The organism is Rhizobium croatiense, assembly GCF_019793465.1.
GTDB classification, from domain to species: Bacteria; Pseudomonadota; Alphaproteobacteria; order Rhizobiales; family Rhizobiaceae; genus Rhizobium; species Rhizobium croatiense.
In genome coordinates this window covers 278,788-305,479 of the sequence record NZ_JAILYJ010000004.1, presented here as the reverse complement: position 1 = coordinate 305,479, position 26,692 = coordinate 278,788, and the positions used below count along the sequence as shown (strand labels likewise).

Here is a 26,692-nt window from a genome sequence, read left to right as displayed (position 1 = left end):
TGAAATCATGCGGGATTTGCAACCATTCTTCACGCTGGCCTGGCCAGCAGGCGATAGGCACGGCCGTCGAGAATGACAAGGCCGAAGCCGATCAGCGCCATGCCGGCGAGTTCGGCAAGGGTGAGCCGCTCGCCGAGGAAAAGCACGCCGAGAAGGATGGCGCTCGGCGGCACCAGCAGCGTGACGAGCGAGGCGTTGGTGGCGCCGGCCGCCGCCATGATCCGGAAATAGAGAATATAGGCGAAGGCGGTCGACACCAGCGCCAGAGCCAGTACGGCGACGACGATATCGAGTGACGGCCAGGGGAGCGTCCAGGGGCGATCGGCCAAGAGCGACAACGGCAAGGTGATCAACGAGGACGCCGTCAGCTGGCCGGCTGCGGTGACGGGGGCCGGAATAGTCTTGAACCGCTTGCCGTAGGTGGCTGCGAACCCATAGGAGACAGCGGCAAGTACCGGAAGCAGCAGCGCCCAGAGCGGCGCTTCGCCACTGGCCGACAGGCTGGGGCTGATCAGCACGATCGTTCCGGCCAGGCCGACGAGGCAGCCGGCAATCTTGGCAGATGATAGCTTCTCGTCTGATGTGACGTAGTTGGCGATCAACACGGTCCAAATAGGCGTCGTCGCGTTCAGGATCGCCGCAAGTCCGGCGCCGATACGGGTCTGGCCGAAGAAGATCAGAGCGTGCGGCAGGGCATTGTTGATGAGCCCGAGGATCAGGAATTCGCGCCAGCGGGCTTCCAGGATCGGATAGATGCCGAAACGGCCGGCGATGTAGATGTGCAGCGCAATCGCGGCCAGCAGCAGACGGAGGAAGACGAGGGTCAGCGGCGGGACATGCTGAACGGCGATGCTGGCAAAGAAGAAAGAGCCACCCCAGATGAGACCGAGCAGGAGCAGCAGGCTCCAGGTCCAGGCATTCATTCTGTTGTCCATGCCGCCTTCCTCCATCCCAAGCTGCGCCGCCGCCGTCGCGTCGACACCCGATCGCGGACCCTCACCATCAGCTTTAACGCCGACGGCGCGTGGCGCCACCCGTTTCTTGCGAAGCGAGCGGCGGGCGGAAGCGGCGATCAGAGGGCGTCAAGAAGCGCCGGCGTCGCCCAGCCGTCGGCCGGTATGCCGAGGCGCTGCTGTTCCTTCTGGATCGCGATACGCGTGCCGGAGCCGAGGATGCCGTCGATCTCGCCGACGTCGTGGCCGAGCGACTGGAGTTTGGTCTGCAGCGTCTTCATCTGGTCGTTGGCAAGCCCCTGTTCAGGCGTGCCTTTGAGATAGGTCGGGGCGCCGGAAAGGCGGGTCGCGAAATAGGCCGCCGACGTCGTATAGATGAACGACTTGTTCCATTCGAGATAGATCTTGAAATTCGGATAGGCGATGAAGGCCGGTCCCATGCGGCCCTGCGGCAGCACAAGGTCGCCCTCGAGATCGCCGAAAGCGGTGTTCCCATCGCGCGGCTTGACGCCGAGCGCGAACCACTCGCTGGCCTTCATCGTGCCGCCCAGGCCGGATTTCTCGAAGGGCAGATTGTCAGGCAGGGTGACTTCCTGCAGCCAGGGCTGTCCGCGCTCGAAGCCTAGGTGCTGGATGAATTTCGCCGCCGTCAGGACGGCGTCAGGGCTGCTCTGCTTCAGGCGGACATGGCCGTCGCCATCGCCGTCCATGCCGTAGGCGATGATGTCGCGCGGCAGCATCTGCACCTGGCCGATCTCGCCGGCCCAGGCGCCGGTATTGGTGGCAGGGTCGAGGTCGCCGTGCTGGACCATCTCGATGAGAGCGATCAGCTGCGGGCGGAAGAGCTCCGGGCGACGGCAATCGTGTGACAGCGTCACCAGCGCGTTGCGGGTGTTGAAGTCGCCCTGGACGGCGCCGAAATCGGTTTCCATCGCCCAGAAGGCGGTGATGACGCCGGAGGGAACGCCGAATTCCTGCTCGGCCCGGGCAAAGACGTCGGCATACTGCTTCATCTTCTGGCGGCCGATGTCGAGGCGGGCCTGGCTGACGGTACGCTGGGAAAATTCGAGGAAGGTCTGCTTGAAGACGCCCTGGGCGCGATCTCGGCTAAGCACCTTCTGGTCGATTTCGGCGCCGGCAAGAGCTTGGTCGGCGGCCGCGGCACTGGCGCCCGCGGCAACGGCATCGGCCTTGACGCCCTCAAGGAAGGCGGACAGATCGCCGCCGCAGGGCGCTGTCGAGGGGGCGGAGGCAGCAGGCGCCTGCTGGGCGGCCGCGCCGCCGGCAATGGTGAGGGCAAACAGGAGGGCGAGTGCAGAGCGGCTTGTGAGCGAGCGGTGCATGAATGCGGTCCTTATAGCAAAATAGCAAATGGATGCCGTCGCTTTCACAGAGGAATGTGACGGAAGCAAGAAAGATTGAAAGACGTTACTAAGAATTTCTATCCTTGGAAACGGTCGCGACCCAGTTGTTCCAGTTCTTTGCGCTGCCGGCAAAGACGTTGATATCGGTCGGCCCCTTGATGCCGGGAACAACGCCGGTCGAGGTATACTGCCAGAAGGCCCAGCGGCGGTCGGAATAGGTCGCCTCGGGGTGCTTGGCCACGGAGCGCACCCAGAAATGATAATCCGGGAAGTAGCCGACGAGATTCTCCCGGTGGAAATCGACCGAAGTGTAGATGATCGGGCGTTTGCCGTAATAGGCCTCCAGCCGGTCCATGAAGCGCTGCATTTCGGCGCGCACGGTTGCCGGATCGGGGCGATAGCGGCAGGTCTTCGATTCGCCGTTCCATTCGACGTCGAGCACCGGCGGCAGGCGCATGGCGTCCTTCGGGACGTTGGTTATGAACCAATCGGCCTGCTGGTCGGCCGAGGAGCAGAAATAATAGAAATGATAGGGAGCGTGCGGGATGCCGGCGGCCCGGGCCTCGCGCCAATATTCATCGAAGCGGGCATCGAGCCTGTCCTTGCCTTCCGTCGCCTTGATGAAGGCGAAGGCGACGCCCGAATTCTTCACGCTCGCCCAGTCGATATCACCCTGCCATTTGGAGATGTCGATGCCGTGCACATCGTTCTGATGCGGGTGCTTCGCGCCAAAATTCTGCGGATCGGTGTCCTTGAAGCGCGTTTTCGGGTTGATCGATGCCGTTTCGAGGGAGTCATAACCGGAGGAGGAGCAGCCGGCGAGCATGATGGCCAGAGGCACAACGCAAAACAAAAGCCGGCGCATGGGTATCCCGTCGTGAACCGAATGATCTCTTTGCCCCACAGCCTGACCTTCGAAAAAGACGAGTCCCGCAGAGGGAATAACCCTCCTTTCACCATATCAACGTAAAAAATCGGTTAGTTTCAAGCGAATTATGTGCGCTTGCTGATAATAGCCGCCCGCCAGGCATAACCGCCGCCGACGGTTTCGAACGACAATCGCGCATTGTGCTCCTCAGCCTGCGCTTCCAGAACCTCCCGCAGATCGGAGCGCGGGGTGACGTGGAATTTTGCAAGCCAGGACTGCAGCATGCGGCGGAACCAGCGCGGCAGACCTTCCTGCTGGCCGAAATCGACGATGTGCAGCTGACCGCCGGGATTGAGCGCGGCGATCGACGCATCGACGGCGCGCTCCCAGTCTGGGATCATCGACAGGGCATAGGAGATCAGGATGCGGTCGAAACCGCTAACGCCGAATTCGCGTGGCGTGAAGGCCGTGGCGTCGGCGACGCGGAATTCCGGGATAGTCGCTTTGGTGGCGAAGGTCTTGCGTGCTGAAATCAGCATTTCCTGGGAAATGTCGAGGCCGAACAGCTGGGCGGTCGGGAAATGCCTGTGGGCGAAGGCCATGTTGCGACCGGTGCCGCAGCCGACTTCGAGCAGGGTGCCGCCCTCGGGCACGTCGAGATTGCGGATCGTGCTGTCGCGGCCGAGAAGGTAATATTTGCGCGTCAGGTCGTAGATATGGCGCTGGTAACGGTACATGCCATCCATCAGGCTGGCATGTTCGTCGCTCATTCCCGCCGTCTCCGTGCCAACCTTGCTCACGCCTTCTTCCCGTAGATGTGGAAGCCGCCATAGATCGCCGAGCGATCGAGCGCGGTCAGTTCGCATGACTTCCCTTCGAAGTATTCCCACTGGTCGCGGATCGAGGGAGACAGGCGGCCTTCGATGATGCTCTTTTCGGCGGCGGTGCGGAAGATCACCCGGGCGCCGTCGCGCGCCGTGCGGGTGATTTCCCGCCAGACTTCGTTCAACTGCCCATCGGTCATCCAGTCCTGCGCGTCGAGCAGGATGTAACGGTCGCGCGAGGCGGCCGGCTCGCGGGCCAGAAGCTCGGTGAAGCTTGCGTGGTGGACGTTCACGCGGTCGACATTGGCGCGGATCACCTCATAGTGCTCCGGCTTCAGATAGGTCGGCAGCGGGCCTTCCTCTTGCGTGCCGTAGCGGCGGCCGAAGGCCTGCCAGGCGAAATAGTTGTCGCGCATCGGGAAATGACAGGCGAGCTTTTCCAGGCGGTGCTTCAGCACCGGCGCGATCGAATGATCGGCGGCAAGGCTTGCGAGTTCGTCATATTGCTGCGGCGGTATGCCGAGGCCGAAGAGCGAGCTCTTCCGGCCGGTGATCCAGCGCACGACCGGCTTTTCGAAAAGCGGCGCGATCTGTTCGTCGAAGAACTGGCGCTGCTCGCGGATCGAGCGGGTCTTGGTCATCTCGCGAAGCTTGACGCCGTGCAGGCGGGCAAGAAGGTGAGCTGCGCCGATGAAGCGGCCGAGCAGGCCGGTTTCATAGATGTTGCGGTCGAAGACGGTGACGCGGCGGCGGCCGAACTTGCGGCCGTTCCAGTAGCTGCGGGTCGCCTCGTCGAGCCTGGCGGCAAGATGCCGGTCGAAGGCGCGGCTGTTCGACTTTTCGTTCGGCATCGCCAGGAAGCGGACGAGGTCGTCGTGATCCGGCAGATGCTTGAAGGCTGCAAGCTTCAGGCGGTTCAGCGCGATATGGTGCGGGTTGAGATCGACGACGTCGATCGAGGCCGGCGCCTTGGAGAGATAGGCGAGCATGTTGCAGCCGCCGGAGCCGATGGTGACGATGCGATGGTTGGGCTTCAGCTCCATCGCCTGCATGTCGAGATCCGGATCTTCCCAGATCTGCGGGTAGACGAGGCCGGAGAAGAGGAGGCCGAAGAGACGCTCGGAAAAACCTTCCTTCGAAAAAGCCTTGTGGCGGAGAAGGGCGTCCTTGAGTTTCCGGTTCTTGCGGAAGCCGGCATCCGGTGCAAATTCTGACATGAGTCTGTCACCTTTTTAGCGTTCAGGGCGTGTAGCGCGCCACTGCTACAGTTTGATGACGCGGGCTGTGGGCGCCGGTCCCCGGGAGGCTCCGGCATCAATGAAGAGTGATCGGAATGGTGCGCCTTCTTCGCGCCGGCCCCTTTCCGACCGGCGCGATTCCTGCTTCTCTCCCGGCATGGAGGAATGCCATGCGATTTGTGCTGCGTGTCCTGAAGGCGCTTGCTCTCCTTGTGGTTCTCATCATCGCCGCCGGGACCGGCTGGCTCTTCGTCCGGCCGCCGGAGCTGTTGCGCGTCGGGGATGGCTACGCCGCCAAGATCGTCTGCTCGAATGTCTTCATTGCCGGCCGGGATGCCGACGATGTGCTGCACGACGACGTCCAGGCGCCGGGAAATCCGCTGCTGAGGCTGGTGCGCGTCAGTGTCGAGCGCGACAGCGGCCGGGTGACGGCGCGCTTCATGGGGCTGTTCGCACCGAGTTATGCGCTCTATCGCGGCGCGCTCGGCTGCACCAGCGTGCCGGACGGCAATTTCGAGGCGGCGATTAATGCGGTGCCGTTCGATGCACCGGCCAAGATGCAGGCGAATGACGGGGTGTGGCCGCAAGGCGAGGGCAGCGGCATTCAGCCGGACGCGAAGATCGCCGCGGTGCTGACCGATGCCCGATTTGTCGGCCCGGCCATGCGGGCGATTGTGGTGGTGCGCGACGGCCGTATCATCGCCGAGGCCTATGGCCGCGGATTTTCGTCGAAGACGCCGCTGATCGGCTGGTCGATGACGAAGACGGTGAACGCGGCCATCCTCGGCCGGCTGATGCTCGACGGCAAGGTTTCCTTCGACGACGATCACTTGATGGCGCAGTGGAAGGACGATCAGCGCGCCAGGATCAAGGTTTCCGACCTACTCGGCATGGAGAGCGGCCTCGCCTTCAATGAGGATTATGGCAGCGTCGCCGATGTGACGCGCATGCTGTATCTCGATCCCGACATGGTATCGCTGCCGGCCAATGCGCCGATGGAGGCGGCACCCGGGCAGCGGTTCCGCTATTCGAGCGGCACGGCGGTGCTCTTGTCACGCATCTGGATGGACAGGGTCGGCAATGCGCAGGCAGCCTTTTCCTATCCGCATGACGCGCTCTTCTCCCCGCTCGGCATGAGCAGCGCCGTCTTCGAACTCGACGCGCGCGGCACCTTTGCCGGAAGCTCCTATCTCTACGCGACGGCGCATGACTGGGCCCGCTTCGGACAGTTCCTGCTGCAGGATGGCGTCTGGAATGGCCGGCGATTGCTGCCGGAGGGGTTCGTCGGCGCCATGCGCACGCCGACGGCAGCGTCGAACGGCCGCTATACGCAAGGCCAGGCGTGGCTTGCGCCCGGCAGCTCGAACGCCGCGTTCGGGCTGCCGGAGGATACGTTCTGGCTGTCGGGGCATGACGGGCAGAGCATGGCGATCGTGCCCTCCGCCAATCTGGTCGTCGTCCGGCTCGGCCTGACGCCGGGCTGGCTCGGCTATCAGCCGCAGGCGCTTCTCAAGGCGGTCCTGGAGGCGTCTCCGCAATCGCGGGTGCCGCAACAGCAGGCCGGATCAGAGCGGCAGGTCGAGACGCAGCCATAGGCGGCAGCGTCGAATCCGTTCTTCTGGTGGTTGTCAGTAATTGCCCTGGGCGATGTCATTCATGCCCTTGCGCTTGGCGTCATAATAATAGCCCCGCGCATAGAGGCGGACGGCATCATCTTCCTTGTTGTCGGAGACGAGCCAGGCGCCACGCAGATATTTCGCGGCATATTTGATGTTGGTCTCGGCATCGAAGAGACCGCCCGGCGCACCGTCATAGCCCATCGATTTGGCAGTATTGTACTTGATCTGCATAAGGCCGAAATATCCGCGCTTGTTGTAAGCCTTCGGATTGTAGCGGCTCTCGCGATGGACGATGCGGTGGAGCAGCGTCTCGGGAATCGCGTAAATCTTCGAATATTTCTGGATGAGCTTGGTGACGAAACTCTTCTCGACGGTCGGCGCGTCGTCCTTATCGTCGTCGCTGAACATTGGTGGAGCCGTCGGCGGATCGATCGGACCGGACTCGTCGAAGCCGTAATCCATGCTGGAACGGGGCGTCGTGTCGACTGCCGCAAGTGCGGCAAGTGCATTGTTCTGCGGTGTCGCGGCAAAGGCAAGCTGCGTCGCCGGCTGTGCCGGGGTCACCGGACGCGGCGTCGGCACGACGGATTGGATCGCCGTCATCTCGGGCGTCAGGGGGATCTGCGCATAGGCTGCCGGCTGTATGCCCGCCTGCATGGTGAGATCGGCGGGCTGAGACGCGCCAACCGTCGGCATCGCCGTTGCGGTCAGAGAGGGCGACGTCTGCGTTTGCGGAAGTATGGCGCCTGCGACCGCCAGGCCAGCTGCGCCCTCGGCCGTCGGGACTGCGGCCAGTGTGGCGTCTTCGCCGGGCTTGGGTGTCGGCACCACGGTCTGGGCGGCTGTCAGTTCGGCCTGAGAGGTGTATTCGACGCTCGTGCAGCCGGTCATCACGCTGCAGCAGAGCACCGTAGAAACGACAAGACTGCGTTTCAGGCCGGACAATCCGATCGCTACCATTCCGTCACTTTCGTGAAATCGCGCCGCCCCAGCAGCGTTATAAAAGTTACTAAAAAGCTTAAACCCTGCCGACCCCATTAACGTATTCGTTGCATTCCGGCAACCACGGAATATTTTTAGAGCCTTTCCCGGTCAGATTGCATCACTCTGTGGCTCAAAGGGAGTCGGATGGTCGACCAGCCGGCCCGTTTCAGCCAACCCTCCCGCAGATTTGCTTGGCAAATCTGCAACACTTGGGGATTGCCGGACGCGCCTATCGCTTCGCCACGGCGAAGCGGTGCGGCCGGTGGCCGGGCATCTCTCGTGAGGATCAGAGGCGATCGGCTCAGACATACCGAGGGGGATGCCCATCGCCAATCGCCTCTGCCCTGACGAAAATCTGCTCCGGCAGAATGCTTCAATCTGACCAGGAAAGGCTCTAAGCCGCAATACGGCGATAGCCGGCCGTTACGGCGCCCGCAGCGATCAGCAGGGTGCCGCCGGTTCGGTTTACGGCGCGCTGGACGCTTGCCTTGCGAATCAGTCCGCGCGCCCTATGGGCGAGGAATGCGTAGGTGGAAGCGTTGAGGATCGCCAGCACGAGGAAGGTCGCTTCCATGATCGCCATCTGCCCGAAGAAGGGGAGGGCCGGGTTGAGAAACTGCGGCACGAAGGCGACAAAGAAGACGATGCTCTTCGGATTGAGGGCGGTGACGACGTAGGCGTGGAGGAAAATCCTGAGCGTTCTTTCCTCCGGAAGATTGTCGTTGTCGGCAACCGGCTCGCCGATGACAGGAGCCCGCCAGAGCTTGATTCCGAGCCATATCAGGTAGGCGCCGCCGATCCACTTGAGGACAGTGAAAAGAGTGGCAGAGGCGGCAAGGACGGCGCCGAGACCGAAGAGTGAAGCCGTCATCGCGGTGAAGTCGCCGAGCGCCACGCCGCTCACCGTCGCAAACGCCATCCTGCGTCCATGGCCAAGCGCATATGAGACGACGAGCAGTATCGTCGGTCCCGGTATGGCCAGCATAATGGCGGATGCGGCCGCAAAAGCGAGCCAGGCTTCAAACGACATGGTGTCTCCTCCCATTCCTCAGGAACAAGCAAAGACACCTTATTAACCATCCGTCAATCATGCTTCTTTGTATTTCTGGCCTATATTGTCCATGACTTCGGCAAACCATGCCGTCGAAAGGTCAAAAGCCTTCCCGCCCTTGATGCGCGGGAATTCTATAGTGCGCAATTTACCATTCTGCGCTTCATCGTGGCCGGTGACGCCGGACACCTTATTGAGAGCGCTTTCGACGGCGAGGTCGACCATGCTCTGGATCAGCCTGAGGTCGTCGGCGTTCGCCGGCGCCGAGCGGGCGAAATAGCCCGATTTCTGCACGAGGGAACGCTCGGCGTTCAGGAGGCTGGCGAACTGCTTCTGGAACCATGCACCGACGTTGATCGTGTCGATCTTCACATGGCCGAAGGCATCACGTTTGACGGTCTCGCCGGCGGCTTCGCGCTCGGCGACGATGGCGTCGAGGCAAGCGCCTTCCGACACGAAGACGGTGGCATGGCCGGTGCGATCCATGACTTCCTTCAGCCGGGTGGCCTCGGCATCGAGATCGAACGCCATTTCGGGCAGATAGACGGCGTCGATGCCCTTCAGTTGCGCATCCATCATCAGGCCATCGACATATTGATTGCGGCTGGTGCGCTGGAGATAGGCGCGGGCAGTGGCGGCCGTCAGCCAGCCGCAATGGCGTCCCATGACCTCATGGATGACGAGGGTGCGGGGGGCGGCGGTCTGCTCGTTGCCGACATTGTCGAAGAAATGGGCGCCGACTTCGGCGGCCGTCCAGGCGCCCAGCGACTGGCGGATCGGCACGACGTCGTTGTCGACCGTCTTCGGCAAGCCGACGACGGTCAGATCGTAGCCGTTGGCAGCGAGGTAGGCCGCAAGGTCGGCAGCTGTGGTGTTAGTGTCGTCGCCGCCGATCGTGTGGAGAATGGTGATGCCGTCATCGGCAAGGCGTTCGGCGGCGACCCTCAGCGGGTTGTCGCCTTCCTTCACGAGGCCGCGCTTGACGCAGTCGGCGGCGTTGGTGAGCTTGACACGGCTGTTCCCGATCGGCGAGCCGCCAAAGCGGTGCAGCAGCGGCGCCTTTTCACGCATCTGACGTGTGATCTCGATGCTGTCGCCGAGCAGTACGCCCTGGTAGCCGGACTTATAGGCGACGATATCGAGTTCAGGGGCAACGTCGCTGTAGCGTTCGATGAGGCCGCCGACAGCGGAGGAAAGGCAGGGTGCGAGGCCTCCGGCGGTCAGCATTGCAACTTTCTGCTTGGCCATGATTCCTCCTATGGCGTTTCGATGCGGCGGCGCTGGCTAAGGCGCGTCGCATCGGCCTTCGTTTATGCGATGCGTTTGCCCGTTGCTTGTGCATGCCGTGTCCCGGTGCCGCCGTAGAGTTCCGGGCGACATGCATTAACGCATGGATGCGGCAGGGAAAGGGGCCTGTAAAGTAAAGAATTTACGAAAAACGCTGCCTTTTCACCCTTTCTCGCCGGAAGAGCTGATATAATCGTTTCAAGCCCGATACGCGGACCGAGAACTGTTGTGGAAATTGCGCGCGCGTCTCGAACAGCTTAGACCGGTGGGGCGGTGCGCGCCATTCACTCAATTGAAGGGGTGAATCGCTTGCTGTGGTGCGACAATTACCAAATCGTGAAAACTGTGTTCGCGCCTAGGACCAATCGTCGCCTTGCAAAGGCTACGATTCTTTGGTCAAGCTGTTTGCTTATAAGTTGACAAGTACGCGGGATTTTCGATGTCCTTCTGGGAAAAACTGGTGAATGCCATTGGCAATATTGCGGGCAACGCGCTGTCCGCGGTGGTCGAGGCCATCCGCACGGTTTTCGAAGGCGATCCGGAGACACGGCGGAAGGTCGCTTTCTCGGTGGCGATCATCGCGCTTTCGGCAAAGATGGCCAAGGCCGACGGCATCGTCAGCGAGAGGGAGGTCGAGGCTTTCCGGGAAATCTTCGAGTTTCCGCAGGATCAAGCGAAGAACGTCGCCAGACTTTATAATCTCGCGCGTCAGGATGTTGCCGGCTATGAGGCCTATGCCGAACGTCTCTCCGCGCTCTGCATTACCTGTGCGGCCAATTGCACCGTGCTGGAAGACGTGCTCGATGGCCTTTTCCATATCGCCAAGGCCGACGGGCTGATTCATGAAAAGGAATTGAATTTCCTCAGTCACATCGGCGCGATCTTCCAGATGAGCGAGACCCGCTTCGAGCAGATCGCCGCCCGCCATGTCTCGTCCGGCGGCGATCCCTACAAGGTGCTCGGCGTGTCGCCCTCCGACGATTTTCCGACGATCCGCCGCCGTTACCGCGGCCTCGTCAGCGAACACCATCCCGATCGACTGATCTCGCGCGGCGTGCCGAAGGAATTCCATGTGATTGCCAATGAGCGCATGGCGGCACTCAACGCAGCCTATGCGGCAATCGAGAAGGAACGCCGCGCCGCATGACCTCCTTCGAGGCGGATTACACGGGGGCTTGCGTGCGGCCGTCGCCCAATCACGGGGAGCGGGCCGACGGGCGTCGCCCGGATATGATCCTGTTGCACTATACCGGCATGCCGACGCCGGATGGCGCGCTCGACTGGCTCTGCAGCGCCGAAAGCCAGGTTTCCAGCCATTATTTCGTGCATGAGAGCGGCGAGGTAATCCAACTCGTGCCGGAGGCGCGGCGCGCCTGGCATGCCGGGAAGAGCAGCTGGCATGGCGAGAGCGACATCAATTCGCTGTCGATCGGCATCGAGATCGCCAATGCCGGCCATCCCGGCGGCCTTCCCGACTATCCGAAACAGCAGATCGCGGTGGTGATCGAATTGTGTCGGGACTGTGTCAAACGTTGGTCGATCGCGCCGGAACGCGTGCTCGGGCATTCCGATGTCGCCCCGATTCGCAAGGTCGATCCGGGTGAAAAATTCCCCTGGGCGGAGCTCCACCGGGCGGGCATCGGGCACTGGGTCGAACCGGCAACGATAACCGGCGGACGCTTCTTACAGCGCGGCGATGCCGGCCAACCCGTCGAAGCACTGCAGTCGATGCTGTCGCTCTATGGTTACAGCACTGAAATCACGGGGCAATTTTCAGAAAAAACGGCAGGCGACGTGGAAGCTTTCCAGCGGCATTTTCGGCCCGAACGGATAGATGGCATCGCCGATTTCTCGACGATCGACACGTTGCACCGGCTACTGTCGGCTTTGCCGCGTTATTCCTGATTCCTCGACAATTACTGAACGCCGAATTTCGCACTGCAGCGCGAAAATCGGCCTGCCACATCATTTCCCTATTATCTCCTCATTGCGATGGTCTAAGAACCTCCGCCAAGCGGTACTCGGGGTTATTTTCGAGTTAAACCACGGGCGCTATGTGAAACGAATAAGAATTGCCGCGAATCCAGATCGGTCATTGATCTGGTATTCATTATGACAGCGAGGCGCGCCGTCCGGAAATTCTTTGGGTCGGAGTGTTCAAGACTACATGAGAAAACTGATTGTTGTTGCTGCAACATGCGTTGGCATGGTGCTGGCCGGAAATAGCTTTGCCTTTGCGAATGATTGGGGTGTGCGAGCTGATGCGCCGGTGAAGAAAGTCGAGCGTCCTTCGAAGAAGACAGAACGTCCGTTGAAGAAAGCGGAGCGTTCGGTCAAGCCGGCGAAGCGTCCGCTCAAGACGGCGGAACGCACACTGAAGACGGTCGAGCGCCAGAGCGGTTATCCCGTCGCCAATGTTTCCGGCAATTCCTATTCCGCACTGATCAGCAAATATGCGAACCAATATGATGTACCGGTTGCGCTTGCGACCGCTGTCATCCGTATCGAAAGCAATTTCAATCCGAATGCGCGCGGCAGCCACGGTGAAATCGGCCTGATGCAGATAAAGCCTGCAACTGCCCGCATGATGGGCTATTCCGGCAGCGCCAAGGGCCTGTTCGATCCGGAAACCAACATCAAGTACGGCATGAAATATCTGGCTGCCGCCCATGATCTCGGTGGTGGCGAGACCTGCAACACCATCCTCAAATACAATGCCGGTCATGGCGCCACGCGCATGAACCCGGTGTCCAAGTCCTATTGCGGCAAGGTTCTCGCAATGCTCTGAGCCTGAAGCGCTTATCCCTGACAAGAGCTGGATGATTCAAGATGATTGCCATGGTATCGCTGGAATTTAGCGAGGTGGGATATGGCAGTCGATTTCAGGTTCATCATCATCGGACGCGGCATGATGGGTGCCGCGGCCGCCCGGCATCTCTCTGCGATGGCCGACGGCATCGCGCTGATCGGCCCGCGCGAGCCGGCTGAGCGCAAAGCTCATGATGGCGTCTTCGCCAGCCACTACGACGAGGCGCGTATTACACGGACGTTCGATGGCAATCTGGCCTGGGGAACCTTCGCCGCCCGCGCGCTCGACCGCTACCGTGAGATCGAGGCAAGGAGCGGCATTTCCTTCTTTTCGGAAGTCGGCTGCCTCTTTGCAGCGCCTGACAAGAGCGAGCAGGACTATATCGATCGGGCGTTGACCGTCAGCCGGACGCTCGGCAGCGACATCGAGACCATCGCATCGTCGGACCTTTCGCGGCGCTTTCCCTATCTTGCCGTCGATGCCGATTTCAGCGGCTATTTTGAACGCAAGCGCGCCGGCCATATCAATCCGCGGGCGCTCGTGCGCGCCCAGGCTATGCTCGCGGAACAGGGTGGCGTTACGCTGATCGAGGCAACCGCGACATCCGTGCGCGACACCGGTGCCCATGTCGAGGTGACGGTCGACGGAAGGCGCTACAGCGCCGAGAGGGTCCTGGTGGCGGTTGGCGGCTTCAGCAATTTTCATGCGCTGCTGCCGCGTTCCGTCGACACCAAGGTTATGGCGCGCACGGTCGTCTTCTATGAAATCGGTGAGCGCGAAATGGCGGTCTTCGGCGACATGCCGTCGACGATCGTGCTCGGCGACCGCGAAGAAGATCACATTTATATTCTGCCGCCGGTGCGTTATCCCGACGGAAGAATCTATCTGAAGCTCGGCGGCGATACCGAGACGCTTTCCATCAATCGGCTGGAGGATGCCGGCGCGTGGTTCCGTTCCGACGGAAGCGCTGCCGAGCGCGATCATCTTTGCCGCATCGCCCTGCAACTGATGCCGGCGCTTGCCGGCTGCCCGGTGACATCCGGGCCGTGCGTGGCGAATTTCACGCCGACCGGTTATCCCTATGCCGGGTTTACGCAGTCGCCGCGCATCGCGGTGCTGACCGGCGGCAATTTCGTCGCCGCCAAATCCTCCGACGAACTTGGACGATTGGGCGCGGTGCTTCTGACCGAAGGGCGGCTTGGCGACACGGATTTCGGCGGCGAACTGACGCCGGTCTTTGCCTGAAAGGGAGCATCATGGCAGTCGATTTCAAATATATCGTCGTCGGCCGCGGGTTGATGGGGGCGGCAGCCGCGCGGCATCTGGCGCGCCAAGTGGATGGCGTGGCGGTGATCGGCCCGGACGAGCCGGCCGACCGCAAGGCGCATCAGGGCGTCTTCGCCAGCCATTACGACGAGGGGCGCATCACCCGCACCATCGATCCCAACGGCAACTGGGCTCTGCTCGCCAACCGCTCGATCGGCCGTTATGGCGAGATCGCTCGCGACAGCGGCATCGAATTTTATCGCGAGGTCGGTTGCGTCGTCGCCGCGCCTGGTGGAAGCGAATACCTCGAGGAGACGCGACAGGCCGCCGTTTCGCTTAGCGTCGAAACCAGCCTTCTCGACCAGGCGGGGCTGAAGGCCGCCTTTCCTTTCTTTGCCTTTCCCGCTGACTGCGCCGGGGTTTTCGAGGCGAGGGGCGCCGGACATATCAGCCCGCGCAAGCTGGTCAAGGCGCAGTCGCTGCTGGCGGAAAAGGCGGGTGCCGCCGTCATCCGCGACCATGCCGTTTCTATCCGCGAGGAGGGCGGGTCGGCTGTCGTCAGAACGGCCGGTGGCCTGACCTATCGCGCTGAAAAGGTGCTGCTCGCCGCGGGCGGATTTTCCATTGCGGAGAATCTGTTGCCGCGTCCCGTTGCAATGACGGTTTATGGCCGGACGGTCACGCTTTTCGAGGTGAGCGAGGCCGATGCCGAGCGTCTTGCGACCATGCCGTCGCTCATTCTCGATATGCCCGGCATCCATATCTATCTGCTGCCGCCGATCCGTTATCCCGACGGCAAATTCTATCTGAAGATCGGCGGCGATCCGGACGATCTGGTGCTCGGTGACGAGGCGGAGATACGCGCCTGGTTCAGAACGGAGGGGCGCGAAACCGTGCGGACGCATCTTCAGCGCATCGCTGCCGAGCTGGTGCCCGATCTGGCGCCGCTTTCGATTTCGACGGCCGCCTGCGTGGTGTCCTATACGGAAAGCGGCTACCCGATGATCGGCTACAGCTCGTCGCCTGCCATTGCTGTGCTGACGGGTTGTGCCGGCACGTCGGCCAAGAGTTCGGACGAAATCGGACGGCTCGGGGCGGAGCTGCTTTTGTCAGGCAGGATCAGCCAGCAGGGCTATTCCACGGATTTCACACCGCAATTTTCCTAAGCCTGTCATTTTTGATGGAAATTGCGCTCTCTCTCGTTTATGTGAGCCCTGCCAGTTGGCCGGGCAGCCGCGCTTTACCAATGCCGAAAGGCGGTAGGGTGAGGAAAGTCCGGGCTCCACGGATACACGGTGCCGGATAACGTCCGGCGAGGGCGACCTCAGGGAAAGTGCCACAGAAAGCAGACCGCCTGTCACGACAGGTAAGGGTGAAAGGGTGGGGTAAGAGCCCACCGCATCTCCGGCAACGGAAATGGCACGGTAAACCCCACCGGGAGCAAGACCGAATAGGGATGACGTGGCAGGCCGAAAGGCCTTCCGGCCGGTTTCCAGGCCAGTCATCCGGGTGGGTTGCGCGAGGCAGCGTGCGAACGCTGTCCCAGAGGAATGGCTGCCACGTTCCGGTTCACGCCGGAGCCATACAGAACCCGGCTTACAGGCCAACTGGCGATTAACTTTCGTGGCACGAAAATCTCCGATTTGACGAATCACCTCCAGGTAAGCCGCTGAAATCGACAGTTTTCAAGCGGATGCTTATACAATCCTCTGCGCGAAAGTTGTTTTTGCGAAAGCACTGTCGCGCGTCGCTTGCAGGAGGGTGATCCTAACCCTTTGTTAAACTTAACGGCTTATAAATTTTTGATCATGCGTCTATTGCAAAACAGGCGCATCCCATTGACGCCCATATGGTCCCATGCTATCCCAAACCTGCACTGCATCAGGGCAATCACCTGCCCATTCATCGCAAAGCAAAGGCGTCTTCCTCTCCGGAAGCGTCGGAGGGGTTTTTACTCATCCGGCTTGCGAAGCTGTGCCTGATATCGGGAGTTTCGGGCGTCTTTTGGTCCGGATCCCTGCGGGAACGGATGTTTCGTGTGATGAGCCGCTTCCTTTCGAATGCGACCAACAGGATCGATGCCAAGGGCAGGGTTTCCGTGCCTTCGGCGTTTCGTTCCGTGCTGGCGCAGCGCAATGTCCAGGAGCTTTATTGCTTTCAGGACTTTGTGTTTCCGGCGATCAGCGTCGGCGGTCCGGATCTTCTCGAAAGATTCGAACGGCAGATTGCTGCGGAGGATCCGTTTTCGCCGGATGCGAACGAGATGTCGCTTCTGATTCACGGAGGCGGGGTCTTCATGCGGCTCGATGCCGAGGGGCGGTTGATGGTCACGGATTTCATCCGCGGCTTTACCGGTATCTCGGACGAAGTGACCTTCGTCGGTCGGGCAGATCATTTTCAGCTCTGGCAGCCGCAGGCTTTTATGGCTGCGCAGACGCAGGCACGAGGGGAGCGCAAGCTGGCGGGCAAGCGTTCCTGAAAGAGCGAGGGAACGGAATGGCGGCGAATCCTGGCGGAGGTTCAACTGATGCCGGTGGCGGACCGGTTCGTCACATTCCGGTTCTTCTCGATGAAGTGCTGTCAGCTCTGGCGCCTTCGCCCGGCAAGCTCATCCTCGATGGTACGTTCGGTGCGGGCGGTTACAGCTCGGCCATCCTTGCGGCCGGCGCGGAGGTGATCGCTCTCGACCGCGATCCCAGCGCGATTGCCGCAGGCCAGGCGATGGTCGCCGCCCATGGTGGCCGTCTCAAGCTCGTCCATTCGCAATTCTCGCATCTTGCCGATCATGCGCCGCAAGGCGGGCTTGATGGCGTCGTGCTCGATATCGGCGTTTCCTCGATGCAGATCGACGAGGCCGAGCGCGGTTTCTCCTTCCAGAAGAAGGGGCCGCTCGACATGCGCATGTCGGCGACAGGGGTTTCGGCCGCCGATGTCGTCAATCGCGCCAAGGTCGCCGATCTGATCCGTATCTTCCATTTTCTCGGCGAGGAAAGCCAGGCGCCGCGCATTGCACATGCGATCGAGAAGCGCCGCGAGGAAAAACCGTTCGAGACGACGCGTGATCTTGCCGGTCTCATCGAACTCGTCACGCCGCGCAAAATGAAGGACAAGATACATCCCGCGACCCGCGTCTTCCAGGCTTTGCGCATCTTCGTCAACGACGAGCTCGGCGAACTGGCGCAGGCGCTGTTTGCGGCGGAGGCGGTGCTGAAGCCGGGCGGCCGGCTGGTCGTCGTCACTTTTCATTCGCTTGAAGATCGCATCGTCAAGAAATTCTTCTCCGACCGCGCCGGCAAGGCGTCGGGGTCGCGGCATCTGCCGGTCGCGCATGAGCGGGCAGCGACCTTTGTGGCGATCGGCAAACCGATGGTTTCGGCAAGCGAGGCTGAGGCGGAGATCAATCCGCGCGCCCGCTCCGCCAAGCTGCGCGCCGGCCTGAGGACGGAGGCCGCCGCCGAGGCTGCCGATATGTCGCTCTTTGGGTTTCCCAATCTCGCCAGTCTCGGAAAGCTTGGAGGTTGATGTGCTGAAAACGTTCGATCTCGTGCTTATCGGCGTCATGACGGCCACCGCGGCCGTCACCTACACGATCAAGCATCGCGCCGAATTGAAGCTCGAAGAGGTCCATCGCCTCGAAGCCGAGATCAAGCTCGAGGAGGACACGATCGACCTTCTCAAGGCCGACTGGGCGCTGCAATCACAGCCGAACCGTCTGGAGCGGCTGGTCAAGGCCTATGAGGGCGAACTGCAGCTGCAGCCGACGGATTCGACGGCGCTGGTGCATGCCAAGGAATTGCCGATGTTGAAATCCGAGGTTCCCATGCCTGACGTGACGGAGGCCAAAGCCGGCTCCAAAGGCGCGACCGTGGCCAGCGCGAAAAGCGCGCCGGACGCTGCCAAGGGCACGCAGGTCACCACCAAGGCCCAGCCGGTTCCAATGCCCGCGCCGCGCGGCGAGGCAGAGGATGATGCAGACCAGATCGAAACGGGGTCGGTGGAATAATGTCGTTTCTTTCCCGCATCATGGTCTTGAAGAGCCAGGCGCATTTCTCCGCCGGCGTCTATAACCGGTTCGGCGGTCCGTCCCCCGCCGGCCTGGCGATCGAGGGGTCGCGCAAGAAGAAATCAGGACAGGCAAAAAGCCGCGTCGGCCTGCTGATCCTCGGCTTCATGGGCGTCTACGTCATCATCGGCGGCCGTCTCGTCGAATATGCGATGAAGGACCAGGAGGTCGTCTCCAGCATCCTGCCGCCCGATCGGCTGATGGCGTCGCGTCCCGACATTCTCGACCGCAACGGCGAAGTTCTGGCGACCGACATCCGCACCGTCTCGCTGTTTGCCGAACCCAACAAGATCGTCGATCCCGACGAGGCGGTCGAGAAGCTTGCGACGGTTCTGCCCGAGCTCGACGTTCGGGATACCTATAAAAAGCTCTCGGTCAAAACCTCGCATTTCGCCTGGCTGCGCCGGCAGCTGACGCCGAAGCAGCAGAGCCAGATCCTCGCACTTGGCATTCCCGGCATCGGCTTCCGGCCGGAGAAGCGCCGCTTCTATCCGGGCGGCCCGACCGCCGCGCATATCCTCGGTTACGTCAACATCGATAACCGCGGCGTTGCCGGCATGGAGAAGTTCATCGACGATCAGGGGCTTGCCGATCTCGCCTCGGTCGGCATGACCAGCGACCAGCCGCTCGAGCCGGTGCGGCTTTCGATCGACCTGCGCGTGCAGAACATCGTCCGAGACGCTGTGGTCAACGCCGTCAACAATTTTCAGGCCAAGGGTGCGGGTGCAGCTGTCATCGACGTGCATACCGGAGAAGTGCTGGGCATGGCATCGGCGCCGGATTTTGATCCGAACGATCCGCAGGAAGGGGCCAAGGAGGGTTGGCTCAACCGGATGACCAACGGCACCTTCGAAATGGGCTCGACCTTCAAGACCTTTTCGCTGGCGATGGCGCTCGACAGCGGCAAGGTGAAGATGACCGACAGTTTCGATGCCAGCAAGTCGATCTATATCGGCGGCTTCACCATCCACGATTTTCACGGGCAGCGCCGCTGGCTGACCGTGCCTGAGATTTTCCAGTATTCGTCGAATATCGGCACGGCGCGTGTCATCGACATCGTCGGCATCGATTCGCAGAAGGACTATCTGACCAAGCTCGGCCTGTTGACGAAAATGCAGACCGAATTGCCGGAAGTAAAGATGCCGAGCCAGCCGCGCGTCTGGAAGAAGATCAATTCGATCACGATTTCCTTCGGACACGGGGTTTCGACGACGGCGCTGCAGACGGGGGTGGCGGCGGCTGCTCTCGTCAACGGCGGCAAGCTGATCGAACCGACATTCCTGCCGCGCACGCGCGAACAGGCCGATCAGATCGCCACGCAGGTCCTCAAGAAGTCGACCAGCGACGCGGTCCGCTATCTCCTTGATTTCAACGGCTACAAGGGCTCGGGGCGCGTGGCCCGTGTGCCCGGTTTTGCCGTCGGCAGCAAGACCGGCACGGCCGACAAGGTGGTGAACGGGCGTTATTCCTCGACGCTGAACTTCAATTCCTTCATTGCCGCCTTCCCGATCGACAATCCCCAATATGCCGTGATCACCTTCTGCGACGAGCCGAAGACCGGCGAGAAACAATATGGCGGAACGCTCTCCGCCGGTACGGCCGGTCCGATTGCCCGTGATATCATCCGCCGCGCGGCGCCCATCCTCGGCATCGAGCCGAAATTCGGGGACGGCGGATCGGCCTTGCTGGTGTCTTATTGAGCGTGAATCAATATCGGCGCCGATTCGCGAGGGGCGGATCGGCTTCAAGAGGGAAAAGTGCATTCGATGAAATTGCGAGACTTGGCCGGAGATCAGTTTCCGGAACTTGAAGCACAGCTCGAAGGCCCGGCAGGCCTGCTTGATATTTCAGGCCTGTCTTCGGACAGCCGTCTTGTGGCGCCGGGCAACGCTTTCGTCGCGGTCGCCGGCACAAAGGCGGATGGCGCGGGCTTCATCGTCGATGCCGCCGGCCGAGGCGCTGCCGTCGCGATCGCCTCCCAGCCGGTTGATGCTTCCATTCCGGTGCTTGCGGTCAAGGAACCGCGCCGCTTCCTTTCGATCGCCGCCGCGCGGTTCTACGGCAGGCAGCCCGAGACCATGGTCGCCGTCACCGGCACGGCGGGCAAGACCTCCGTCGCCTCGTTCACCCGGCAAATCTGGGCGCATGCAGGCCATGCGGCCGCGATGATCGGCACGACGGGCGTGGTCTCGCCGACGCGCAACGAATATGGCGCGCTGACGACGCCCGATCCGGTGTCGCTGCACAAGCTCCTGGCCGAACTTGCCGACGAGGGCGTCACCCATGCGTCGATGGAGGCTTCCAGTCACGGTCTCGACCAGAGCCGGCTCGACGGCGTCAAGCTTGCCGCCGCCGCCTTCACCAATCTCGGCCGCGACCATATGGATTATCATCCGACCGTCGAGGTCTATATGGCCGCCAAGATGCGGCTTTTCCATAGGCTGCTGCCGAAGGGTGCGCCGGCGGTGATCTTCGCCGACGATCCCTGGTCGCGCCAAGCGGTCAAGGCCGCTGCCGATGCCGGTCATGACGTTCGAACCGTCGGGCGCAAGGGCGATTACCTCACGCTGAAACGCGTCGAGCATTTCCGTCACAAGCAGATGGCCGAGATCCATATCGGCGACCAGATCTTCGAGGTGGACATTCCGCTGGCCGGCGATTTCCAGGTCGCCAATGCGCTGGTCGCCGCAGGCCTTGCCATGTCGACGGGCGTCGAGCCGAAAGTTGCGATGGCCGCGCTCGAGAAACTCGTCGGTGCGTCCGGCCGCCTCGAGCTCGTCGGTCATACCAAGGACGGCGCGCTCGCCTATGTCGATTATGCCCATAAGCCCGATGCGCTGGAAAACGTGTTGAACTCTGTCCGGCCATTCACGACCGGCCGCGTCGTCGTCGTCTTCGGTTGCGGCGGCGACCGCGACCGCGGCAAGCGGCCGATCATGGGCGAAATCGCCTGCCGTCTTGCCGATGTCGTCATCGTCACCGACGACAATCCGCGCTCGGAAGAGCCGGCCTCGATCCGGGCGGAGATCATGGCCGCAGCAGGCTGCGCCTCCGAGATCGGCGACCGCGCCACCGCGATCCGCGAAGCGGTCGGCATGCTGAAATCGGGCGATACGCTGATCGTCGCCGGCAAGGGACATGAGGAAGGGCAGACGATCGGGAGCGTCACATTGCCGTTCTCCGATCATGCGGAGGTGCGCAAGGCCTTGGAGGAACTGAAATCTTGAGCTGGCTCTGGACGACCGAAGACATGATCGCAGCGATGGCGGGGCGCCCCTTCGGCACTCCGCCCGAAGGCATCACCGGAATTTCCATCGACAGCCGCTCGATCAGCCCGGGCGAGGCCTTCTTCGCGATCAAGGGCGACCGCGTCGACGGTCACGATTATGCGTCGATGGCGATGGCGAACGGCGCGGCCCTTCTCGTCGTCAGCGAAGCGAGGCTTCCGGCCATGGGCCGCCTGACGGTGCCGATGATCGTCGTCGATGACGTGCTCGCAGCCCTCGGCCGTCTGGGGCAGGCTTCCCGCGAGCGTTCGCGCGCAAAGATCATCGCCGTCACCGGCTCGGTCGGCAAGACCACCACCAAGGAGATGCTGCGGCACGTGCTGTCGCCCTCCGGCAAGGTGCATGCCTCCGTCGCCTCCTTCAACAATCACTGGGGCGTGCCGTTGACGATGGCGCGCATGCCTGGCGATACCGATTACGGCGTCTTCGAAGTCGGGATGAACCATCCGGGCGAAATCCGGCCGCTGGCGGCGATGATCCGCCCTCATGTCGCCGTCATCACGACGATCGCACCGGCACACCTCGGCAATTTCAAGAACATCAAGGAGATCGCCGCCGCCAAGGCCGAGATCTTCGAGGGGCTGGAGCCCGGCGGCGATGTCGTGCTCAACCGCGACAACGATCAGTTCAATTTCCTCGACCGTACGGCGCAGTCGCTCGGCATCGAACAGATCCATTCCTTCGGGCAGCATGCGAAAGCCGAATTCCGGCTCGCCGAGTTCAACGGCTCAGACGAAAATTCGACGCTGTGGCTGACGATCGGCGGCGAGACGCTGGAGGTCGCGCTCGGCGCGCCGGGCCGCCACATCGCCGAAAATGCGCTGGCTGCACTCGGCGTCGTCAGGATCGTCGGCGCCGACATGGGCAAGGCAATCGCAGCGCTTGCGACGCTGAAGCCGGAGAAGGGCAGGGGCAAGCGCCACCGGCTCTCGATCGGCGGCGGCAACGGCAGCTTCACGCTGATCGACGAGAGTTACAATGCCAATCCCGCTTCGATGCGGGCGGCGATCGCGCTGCTGGCGGCCGCCGAGCCGGCCGGCCGCGGTCGCCGCATCGCCGTGCTCGGCGACATGCTCGAGATGGGCGAATATGCCGAGAAGGTCCACACCGACCTCGCCGGGCCGCTGCTTGCGGCCGGCATCGAACATGTCTGGCTCGCGGGCGCCGAAATGGCCGCGCTGAAGGAATCACTGCCGGAAAGCGTCCATGTCGAATACCGGGAAAAGACGGACGAATTGACGGACTACGTGTTGAACTCGGTCGTCCCGGGCGACGTGTTGATGGTGAAATCGTCTCTGAGCATCGGTTTCGGCAAGATCGTCGCCGCGCTTCTTGACAAGTTCCCGGCATTTTCCGACACGCAACGCGAACTTTGATCGGGTAACAAGGGGCCCTGAATGCTGATCTGGCTTGTCGAACTGTCGGAATATTTCAAGTTTCTGAACCTGTTCAGATATATTACCTTCCGCACGGGCGCCGCTCTTTTCACCTCCGCACTGATCGTCTTCCTGTTCGGGCCGACGATCATCAATTCGTTGCGCATCCGGCAGGGCAAGGGCCAGCCGATCCGCGCCGACGGGCCGCAGACGCATTTCAAGAAGGCCGGCACGCCGACCATGGGCGGTCTGATGATCCTGGCCGGCATCGTTGGGGCGTCGCTCCTCTGGGCCGATCTTTCCAACGTCTATGTCGTCGCCACGCTGCTGGTGACGCTGGGTTTCGGCGCGATCGGTTTCTACGACGATTATCTCAAGGTGACGAAGCAGAGCCATAAGGGCTTTTCCGGCAAGGCCCGCCTCGGCATCGAGTTCGTCATCGCCGGCATCGCCGTCTACTTCATGATGCGCACCGCTCTTGCCTCGGGGACCGCCGGCTCGACCTTCGGCTCCTCGATCGCCTTTCCCTTCTTCAAGGACTTCCTGATCAATCTCGGCATCATGTTCGTCGTCTTCGGCGGTTTCGTCATCGTCGGCGCCGGCAATGCCGTCAACCTGACGGACGGGCTCGACGGGCTCGCCATCGTGCCCGTGATGATCGCCGCCGCCTCCTTCGGTGTCATCGCCTATCTCGCCGGCAACGTGGTGTTTGCGAATTACCTGCAGATCAATTTCGTGCCCGGCACCGGTGAGCTTGCCGTCGTGCTCGGCGCCGTCATCGGCGCCGGCCTCGGCTTCCTCTGGTTCAACGCGCCGCCGGCCGCCATCTTCATGGGCGACACCGGCTCGCTGGCGCTTGGTGGCACGATCGGCACCGTCGCCGTTGCTACCAAGCACGAGATCGTCATGGCGATCATCGGCGGCCTCTTCGTCATGGAGACGCTGTCGGTCATCATCCAGGTCGGCTTCTTCAAGATGACCGGCCGGCGCGTCTTCCTGATGGCGCCGATCCACCATCACTTCGAGAAGAAGGGCTGGACCGAAAGCCAGGTGGTGATCCGCTTCTGGATCATCGCGGTCGGCCTTGCCATGCTCGGCCTCTCGACGCTGAAGCTTAGGTGAGGCGGCGATGATCCCGGTGACGACGCTCAAGGACAAGAAGGTTGCGCTCTTCGGGCTCGGCGGCTCCGGTTTCGCCACCGCCCGGGCGCTGATTGCGGGCGGCGCCGAAGTCACCGCCTGGGACGACAATCCCGACAGCGTCGCCAAGGCTTCCGCCGAAGGCATCCGGACAGAGGATTTGCACAGCATCGACTGGAGCCAGCAGGCGCTGTTCGTGCTGTCGCCCGGCGTGCCGCTCACCCATCCCAAGCCGCACTGGACTGTCGATCTTGCGCGCGCGGCCGGTGTCGACGTCGTCGGCGACGTCGAGCTTTTCGTGCGCGAGCGCCGCGCCCATGCACCGGACTGCCCATTCATCGCCATCACCGGCACCAACGGCAAGTCGACGACGACGGCGCTGATTGCCCACATCCTGAAATCATCAGGCTACGACACGCAGCTCGGTGGCAATATCGGCACGGCGGTGCTGACGCTCGACCCGCCGAAAGCGGGGCGTTATTTCGTCGTTGAATGCTCGTCCTACCAGATCGATCTGGCGCCGACGCTGAACCCCTCGGCCGGCATTCTGCTCAACCTGACACCCGACCACCTCGACCGTCACGGCACGATGCAGCATTATGCCGACGTCAAGGAACGACTGGTCGCCGGCAGCGATGTCGCGGTCGTCGGCGTCGACGACAGCCATTCGGCCCTGATCGCCGACCGCATCCAGCGGACAGGCGTCAAGGTGGTCCGCATCTCGCGCCGCAACGTGGTGGCCGAGGGCATCTATGCCGAGGGCACGAAACTCGTTCAGGCCGCCGGCGGCGCCATGTTGCCCTTCGTCGATCTTGGCGGCATTCAGACGCTGCGCGGCAGCCACAATGCGCAAAACTCCGCCGCCGCCGTTGCCGCCTGCCTTGCGGTCGGCGTTTCCGCCGACGACATCCGCGCCGGCCTTGCCTCGTTCCCCGGCCTCAAACATCGCATGCAGCCGGTCGGCCGGCGCGGCCGTGTCGTCTTCGTCAACGATTCCAAGGCCACAAATGCCGATGCGGCAGCACCCGCCCTTTCGAGCTACGACCGCATCTACTGGATTGCCGGCGGCCTGCCGAAATCCGGTGGCATCACGGCGCTCGCTCCTTATTTTCCGCGCATCGCCAAGGCCTATCTGATCGGCGAGGCGGCGGCGGAATTCGCAGCGACCCTCGGCGAGGCCGTGCCCTACGAAATTTCGGGCACGCTGGAGCGCGCAGTCGCGCATGCGGCAGCCGACGCGGATCGCGACGAGGCGGCTGCTTCGGCCGTGATGTTATCCCCGGCTTGCGCAAGCTTCGACCAGTATAAGAACTTCGAAGTCAGGGGCGATGCCTTCGTCGGCCACGTGGCCGCGCTTGACGGAATGACGATGCTGATCGGTCCCGAAGCAGGAGAGAAATGACATGGTAAGCCGCGCGGAACGTGGGCCTCTGGCCGATTGGTTCTGGACCATCGACCGTTTCTTCCTGGCAATGTTCATCTTCCTGATGGGCATCGGCTTCATGCTATCCTTTGCCGCTTCTCCCGCGGTTGCCGAGCGCATCGGGCTCGAACCCTTCCACTTCGTCAAGCGCCATGCGGCGTTCATGATTCCGTCGATCGCCGTCATGCTCGGGCTGTCCTTCCTGACACCGCGCCAGGTGCGGCGAACCGCGATCCTGCTATTGATCATCTCGCTGGCGATGATGGTGCTGGTGCTGTTCATCGGTCAGGAGGTCAAGGGCGGCAGGCGGTGGATCTGGATCGCTGGCCTTTCCATCCAGCCGTCGGAATTCATGAAGCCTGCCTTCGTCGTGGTCTGCGCGTGGCTTTTTGCCGAACATGCGCGCCAGCCTGAAATTCCCGGCAATCTCTTCGCCATCATTCTGTTCGGCATCGTCGCGGCCCTGCTCGTCGCGCAGCCGGACCTCGGCCAGACCATCCTGACGACGGCGGTCTGGGGCGGGATGTTCTTCATGGCCGGCATGCCCTGGATCTGGATCGTGCTGCTCGGCATCGGCGGCGCCGGCGGCCTGCTCAGCGCCTATTACGTCTTTCCGCACGTCGCCGGCCGAATAGACAAGTTCATGACCGGCGAGGGTGACACGTTCCAGATCGATACGGCGCGCGAGGCGATCATCCGCGGCAGCTGGTTCGGCCAGGGACCGGGCGAGGGCATCGTCAAGCGGATCATCCCCGACGCCCATACCGACTTCATCTTTTCGGTCGCAGCGGAGGAATTCGGCATCGTCTTCTGCATGGCGCTCGTCGCGTTGTTTACGGTGCTGGTGCTGCGCGGCCTGTCGCATGCCTATCGCGAGCGCAATGACTTCAATCGCTTTGCTGTCGCCGGCCTGGTGCTGCAGCTTGGCATCCAGTCGATCATCAACATTGGCGTCAACCTCGAACTGCTGCCGGCCAAGGGCATGACGCTGCCGCTGATTTCCTACGGCGGCTCGTCCATGGTGGCGATCTGCGTCACTGCCGGCTTCATTCTGGCGCTGACGCGCCATCGGCCGGAAAAGCGCGCGCAGGACCGGAGCCTCTTCCGCGTCCCGCACGGCATGCCGGCGGAGTAAAAGAT

At 62.2% G+C, this 26,692-nt stretch carries 23 protein-coding genes and 1 other RNA gene; 16 read left to right on the top strand and 8 right to left on the bottom strand.

Annotation, left to right across the window (positions count from 1 at the left end; translation table 11 throughout):
* Positions 1 to 29 precede the first annotated feature (29 nt).
* The 5 genes from K6M89_RS09400 to K6M89_RS09380 form a co-directional block, all read right to left on the bottom strand.
* Entirely contained in the window at positions 30 to 935 is a 906-nt protein-coding gene (locus K6M89_RS09400) for a DMT family transporter (protein ID WP_222139235.1), read from the bottom strand.
* A gap of 137 nt (positions 936 to 1,072) precedes the next feature.
* Positions 1,073 to 2,296 (bottom strand): lytic murein transglycosylase, encoded by a 1,224-nt coding sequence (locus K6M89_RS09395; protein ID WP_222139234.1) that lies wholly within the window; start codon positions 2,294 to 2,296, stop codon positions 1,073 to 1,075.
* A gap of 88 nt (positions 2,297 to 2,384) precedes the next feature.
* Positions 2,385 to 3,182, bottom strand: a complete 798-nt coding sequence (locus tag K6M89_RS09390) for a glycoside hydrolase family 25 protein (RefSeq protein ID WP_222139233.1) — start codon at positions 3,180 to 3,182, stop codon at positions 2,385 to 2,387.
* Between the two features lie 128 nt (positions 3,183 to 3,310).
* On the bottom strand, positions 3,311 to 3,985 hold the full coding sequence (locus tag K6M89_RS09385; protein ID WP_222139232.1) for a class I SAM-dependent methyltransferase: 675 nt from the start codon (positions 3,983 to 3,985) through the stop codon (positions 3,311 to 3,313).
* Positions 3,982 to 5,226, bottom strand: coding sequence for a BtaA family protein (locus K6M89_RS09380; RefSeq protein ID WP_222139231.1), 1,245 nt, complete (start codon positions 5,224 to 5,226; stop codon positions 3,982 to 3,984). The genes K6M89_RS09385 and K6M89_RS09380 overlap by 4 nt, the downstream gene beginning before the upstream one ends.
* 191 nt (positions 5,227 to 5,417) lie before the next feature.
* On the opposite strand from K6M89_RS09380, the gene K6M89_RS09375 reads away from it, so the two are divergent.
* A complete protein-coding gene (locus tag K6M89_RS09375) occupies positions 5,418 to 6,842 on the top strand; it encodes a serine hydrolase domain-containing protein (RefSeq protein ID WP_222139230.1) in 1,425 nt (474 codons plus the stop codon).
* Positions 6,843 to 6,875: 33 nt separating this feature from the next.
* Here the strand turns inward: K6M89_RS09375 and K6M89_RS09370 are convergent, their stop codons facing one another.
* The 3 genes from K6M89_RS09370 to K6M89_RS09360 form a co-directional block, all read right to left on the bottom strand.
* On the bottom strand, positions 6,876 to 7,826 hold the full coding sequence (locus tag K6M89_RS09370; protein ID WP_222139229.1) for a lytic transglycosylase domain-containing protein: 951 nt from the start codon (positions 7,824 to 7,826) through the stop codon (positions 6,876 to 6,878).
* A 418-nt stretch (positions 7,827 to 8,244) separates the two neighbouring features.
* Positions 8,245 to 8,880 carry a LysE family translocator gene (locus K6M89_RS09365; RefSeq protein ID WP_097578785.1) on the bottom strand — a complete coding sequence of 212 codons (636 nt, stop codon included), beginning with the start codon at positions 8,878 to 8,880 and terminating at the stop codon, positions 8,245 to 8,247.
* 57 nt (positions 8,881 to 8,937) lie between these two features.
* Entirely contained in the window at positions 8,938 to 10,149 is a 1,212-nt protein-coding gene (locus tag K6M89_RS09360; protein WP_222139228.1) for a pyrophosphate--fructose-6-phosphate 1-phosphotransferase, read from the bottom strand.
* Positions 10,150 to 10,627: 478 nt separating this feature from the next.
* Here K6M89_RS09360 and K6M89_RS09355 point away from each other — a divergent pair, with 478 nt between their 5' ends.
* From K6M89_RS09355 to ftsW, 15 genes are all read left to right on the top strand, one after another.
* Entirely contained in the window at positions 10,628 to 11,335 is a 708-nt protein-coding gene (locus K6M89_RS09355) for a TerB family tellurite resistance protein (protein ID WP_222139227.1), read from the top strand.
* Positions 11,332 to 12,093: an N-acetylmuramoyl-L-alanine amidase gene (locus K6M89_RS09350; protein WP_222139226.1), complete on the top strand. Its 762-nt coding sequence runs from the start codon at positions 11,332 to 11,334 to the stop codon at positions 12,091 to 12,093. The genes K6M89_RS09355 and K6M89_RS09350 overlap by 4 nt, the downstream gene beginning before the upstream one ends.
* Before the next feature lie 262 nt (positions 12,094 to 12,355).
* Positions 12,356 to 12,976, top strand: a complete 621-nt coding sequence (locus tag K6M89_RS09345) for a lytic transglycosylase domain-containing protein (RefSeq protein ID WP_097578789.1) — start codon at positions 12,356 to 12,358, stop codon at positions 12,974 to 12,976.
* Positions 12,977 to 13,057: 81 nt separating this feature from the next.
* Positions 13,058 to 14,242 (top strand): NAD(P)/FAD-dependent oxidoreductase, encoded by a 1,185-nt coding sequence (locus K6M89_RS09340; RefSeq protein WP_222139225.1) that lies wholly within the window; start codon positions 13,058 to 13,060, stop codon positions 14,240 to 14,242.
* Positions 14,243 to 14,253: 11 nt separating this feature from the next.
* Positions 14,254 to 15,429, top strand: coding sequence for an NAD(P)/FAD-dependent oxidoreductase (locus K6M89_RS09335; protein WP_222139224.1), 1,176 nt, complete (start codon positions 14,254 to 14,256; stop codon positions 15,427 to 15,429).
* A gap of 51 nt (positions 15,430 to 15,480) precedes the next feature.
* Positions 15,481 to 15,878, top strand: an RNA gene (rnpB, locus tag K6M89_RS09330) — RNase P RNA component class A.
* A gap of 426 nt (positions 15,879 to 16,304) precedes the next feature.
* Complete coding sequence (mraZ, locus tag K6M89_RS09325) at positions 16,305 to 16,742, top strand: division/cell wall cluster transcriptional repressor MraZ (RefSeq protein ID WP_222139223.1); 438 nt, start codon at positions 16,305 to 16,307, stop codon at positions 16,740 to 16,742.
* A 17-nt stretch (positions 16,743 to 16,759) separates the two neighbouring features.
* The gene (rsmH, locus tag K6M89_RS09320) at positions 16,760 to 17,785 is read left to right on the top strand and encodes a 16S rRNA (cytosine(1402)-N(4))-methyltransferase RsmH (protein ID WP_222139222.1); all 1,026 of its coding nucleotides are present in this window, start codon (positions 16,760 to 16,762) and stop codon (positions 17,783 to 17,785) included.
* Between the two features lies 1 nt (position 17,786).
* On the top strand, positions 17,787 to 18,266 hold the full coding sequence (gene ftsL, locus K6M89_RS09315) for a cell division protein FtsL (RefSeq protein WP_222139221.1): 480 nt from the start codon (positions 17,787 to 17,789) through the stop codon (positions 18,264 to 18,266).
* The gene (locus K6M89_RS09310) at positions 18,266 to 20,026 is read left to right on the top strand and encodes a peptidoglycan D,D-transpeptidase FtsI family protein (protein WP_097604902.1); all 1,761 of its coding nucleotides are present in this window, start codon (positions 18,266 to 18,268) and stop codon (positions 20,024 to 20,026) included. The genes ftsL and K6M89_RS09310 overlap by 1 nt, the downstream gene beginning before the upstream one ends.
* 6 nt (positions 20,027 to 20,032) lie before the next feature.
* Positions 20,033 to 21,553, top strand: coding sequence for a UDP-N-acetylmuramoyl-L-alanyl-D-glutamate--2,6-diaminopimelate ligase (locus K6M89_RS09305; RefSeq protein WP_222139289.1), 1,521 nt, complete (start codon positions 20,033 to 20,035; stop codon positions 21,551 to 21,553).
* Positions 21,550 to 22,989: a UDP-N-acetylmuramoylalanyl-D-glutamyl-2,6-diaminopimelate--D-alanyl-D-alanine ligase gene (locus K6M89_RS09300; RefSeq protein WP_222139220.1), complete on the top strand. Its 1,440-nt coding sequence runs from the start codon at positions 21,550 to 21,552 to the stop codon at positions 22,987 to 22,989. Before K6M89_RS09305 ends, K6M89_RS09300 begins: the two co-directional genes overlap by 4 nt.
* Before the next feature lie 21 nt (positions 22,990 to 23,010).
* On the top strand, positions 23,011 to 24,111 hold the full coding sequence (gene mraY, locus K6M89_RS09295) for a phospho-N-acetylmuramoyl-pentapeptide-transferase (protein WP_085737793.1): 1,101 nt from the start codon (positions 23,011 to 23,013) through the stop codon (positions 24,109 to 24,111).
* 7 nt (positions 24,112 to 24,118) lie between these two features.
* Positions 24,119 to 25,531: a UDP-N-acetylmuramoyl-L-alanine--D-glutamate ligase gene (gene murD, locus K6M89_RS09290; protein WP_222139219.1), complete on the top strand. Its 1,413-nt coding sequence runs from the start codon at positions 24,119 to 24,121 to the stop codon at positions 25,529 to 25,531.
* A 1-nt stretch (position 25,532) separates the two neighbouring features.
* Positions 25,533 to 26,687 (top strand): putative lipid II flippase FtsW, encoded by a 1,155-nt coding sequence (ftsW, locus tag K6M89_RS09285; protein ID WP_064682720.1) that lies wholly within the window; start codon positions 25,533 to 25,535, stop codon positions 26,685 to 26,687.
* Positions 26,688 to 26,692 lie beyond the last annotated feature (5 nt).

Coding starts and splice junctions, on each gene's coding strand:
- K6M89_RS09400 (WP_222139235.1), bottom strand. CDS start 935: ATGGACAACAGAATGAATGCCTGGACCTGGAGCCTGCTGCTCCTGCTC.
- K6M89_RS09395 (WP_222139234.1), bottom strand. CDS start 2,296: ATGCACCGCTCGCTCACAAGCCGCTCTGCACTCGCCCTCCTGTTTGCC.
- K6M89_RS09390 (WP_222139233.1), bottom strand. CDS start 3,182: ATGCGCCGGCTTTTGTTTTGCGTTGTGCCTCTGGCCATCATGCTCGCC.
- K6M89_RS09380 (WP_222139231.1), bottom strand. CDS start 5,226: ATGTCAGAATTTGCACCGGATGCCGGCTTCCGCAAGAACCGGAAACTC.
- K6M89_RS09375 (WP_222139230.1), top strand. CDS start 5,418: ATGCGATTTGTGCTGCGTGTCCTGAAGGCGCTTGCTCTCCTTGTGGTT.
- K6M89_RS09370 (WP_222139229.1), bottom strand. CDS start 7,826: ATGGTAGCGATCGGATTGTCCGGCCTGAAACGCAGTCTTGTCGTTTCT.
- K6M89_RS09365 (WP_097578785.1), bottom strand. CDS start 8,880: ATGTCGTTTGAAGCCTGGCTCGCTTTTGCGGCCGCATCCGCCATTATG.
- K6M89_RS09360 (WP_222139228.1), bottom strand. CDS start 10,149: ATGGCCAAGCAGAAAGTTGCAATGCTGACCGCCGGAGGCCTCGCACCC.
- K6M89_RS09355 (WP_222139227.1), top strand. CDS start 10,628: ATGTCCTTCTGGGAAAAACTGGTGAATGCCATTGGCAATATTGCGGGC.
- K6M89_RS09350 (WP_222139226.1), top strand. CDS start 11,332: ATGACCTCCTTCGAGGCGGATTACACGGGGGCTTGCGTGCGGCCGTCG.
- K6M89_RS09345 (WP_097578789.1), top strand. CDS start 12,356: ATGAGAAAACTGATTGTTGTTGCTGCAACATGCGTTGGCATGGTGCTG.
- K6M89_RS09340 (WP_222139225.1), top strand. CDS start 13,058: ATGGCAGTCGATTTCAGGTTCATCATCATCGGACGCGGCATGATGGGT.
- K6M89_RS09335 (WP_222139224.1), top strand. CDS start 14,254: ATGGCAGTCGATTTCAAATATATCGTCGTCGGCCGCGGGTTGATGGGG.
- mraZ (WP_222139223.1), top strand. CDS start 16,305: ATGAGCCGCTTCCTTTCGAATGCGACCAACAGGATCGATGCCAAGGGC.
- rsmH (WP_222139222.1), top strand. CDS start 16,760: ATGGCGGCGAATCCTGGCGGAGGTTCAACTGATGCCGGTGGCGGACCG.
- K6M89_RS09310 (WP_097604902.1), top strand. CDS start 18,266: ATGTCGTTTCTTTCCCGCATCATGGTCTTGAAGAGCCAGGCGCATTTC.
- mraY (WP_085737793.1), top strand. CDS start 23,011: ATGCTGATCTGGCTTGTCGAACTGTCGGAATATTTCAAGTTTCTGAAC.
- murD (WP_222139219.1), top strand. CDS start 24,119: ATGATCCCGGTGACGACGCTCAAGGACAAGAAGGTTGCGCTCTTCGGG.
- ftsW (WP_064682720.1), top strand. CDS start 25,533: ATGGTAAGCCGCGCGGAACGTGGGCCTCTGGCCGATTGGTTCTGGACC.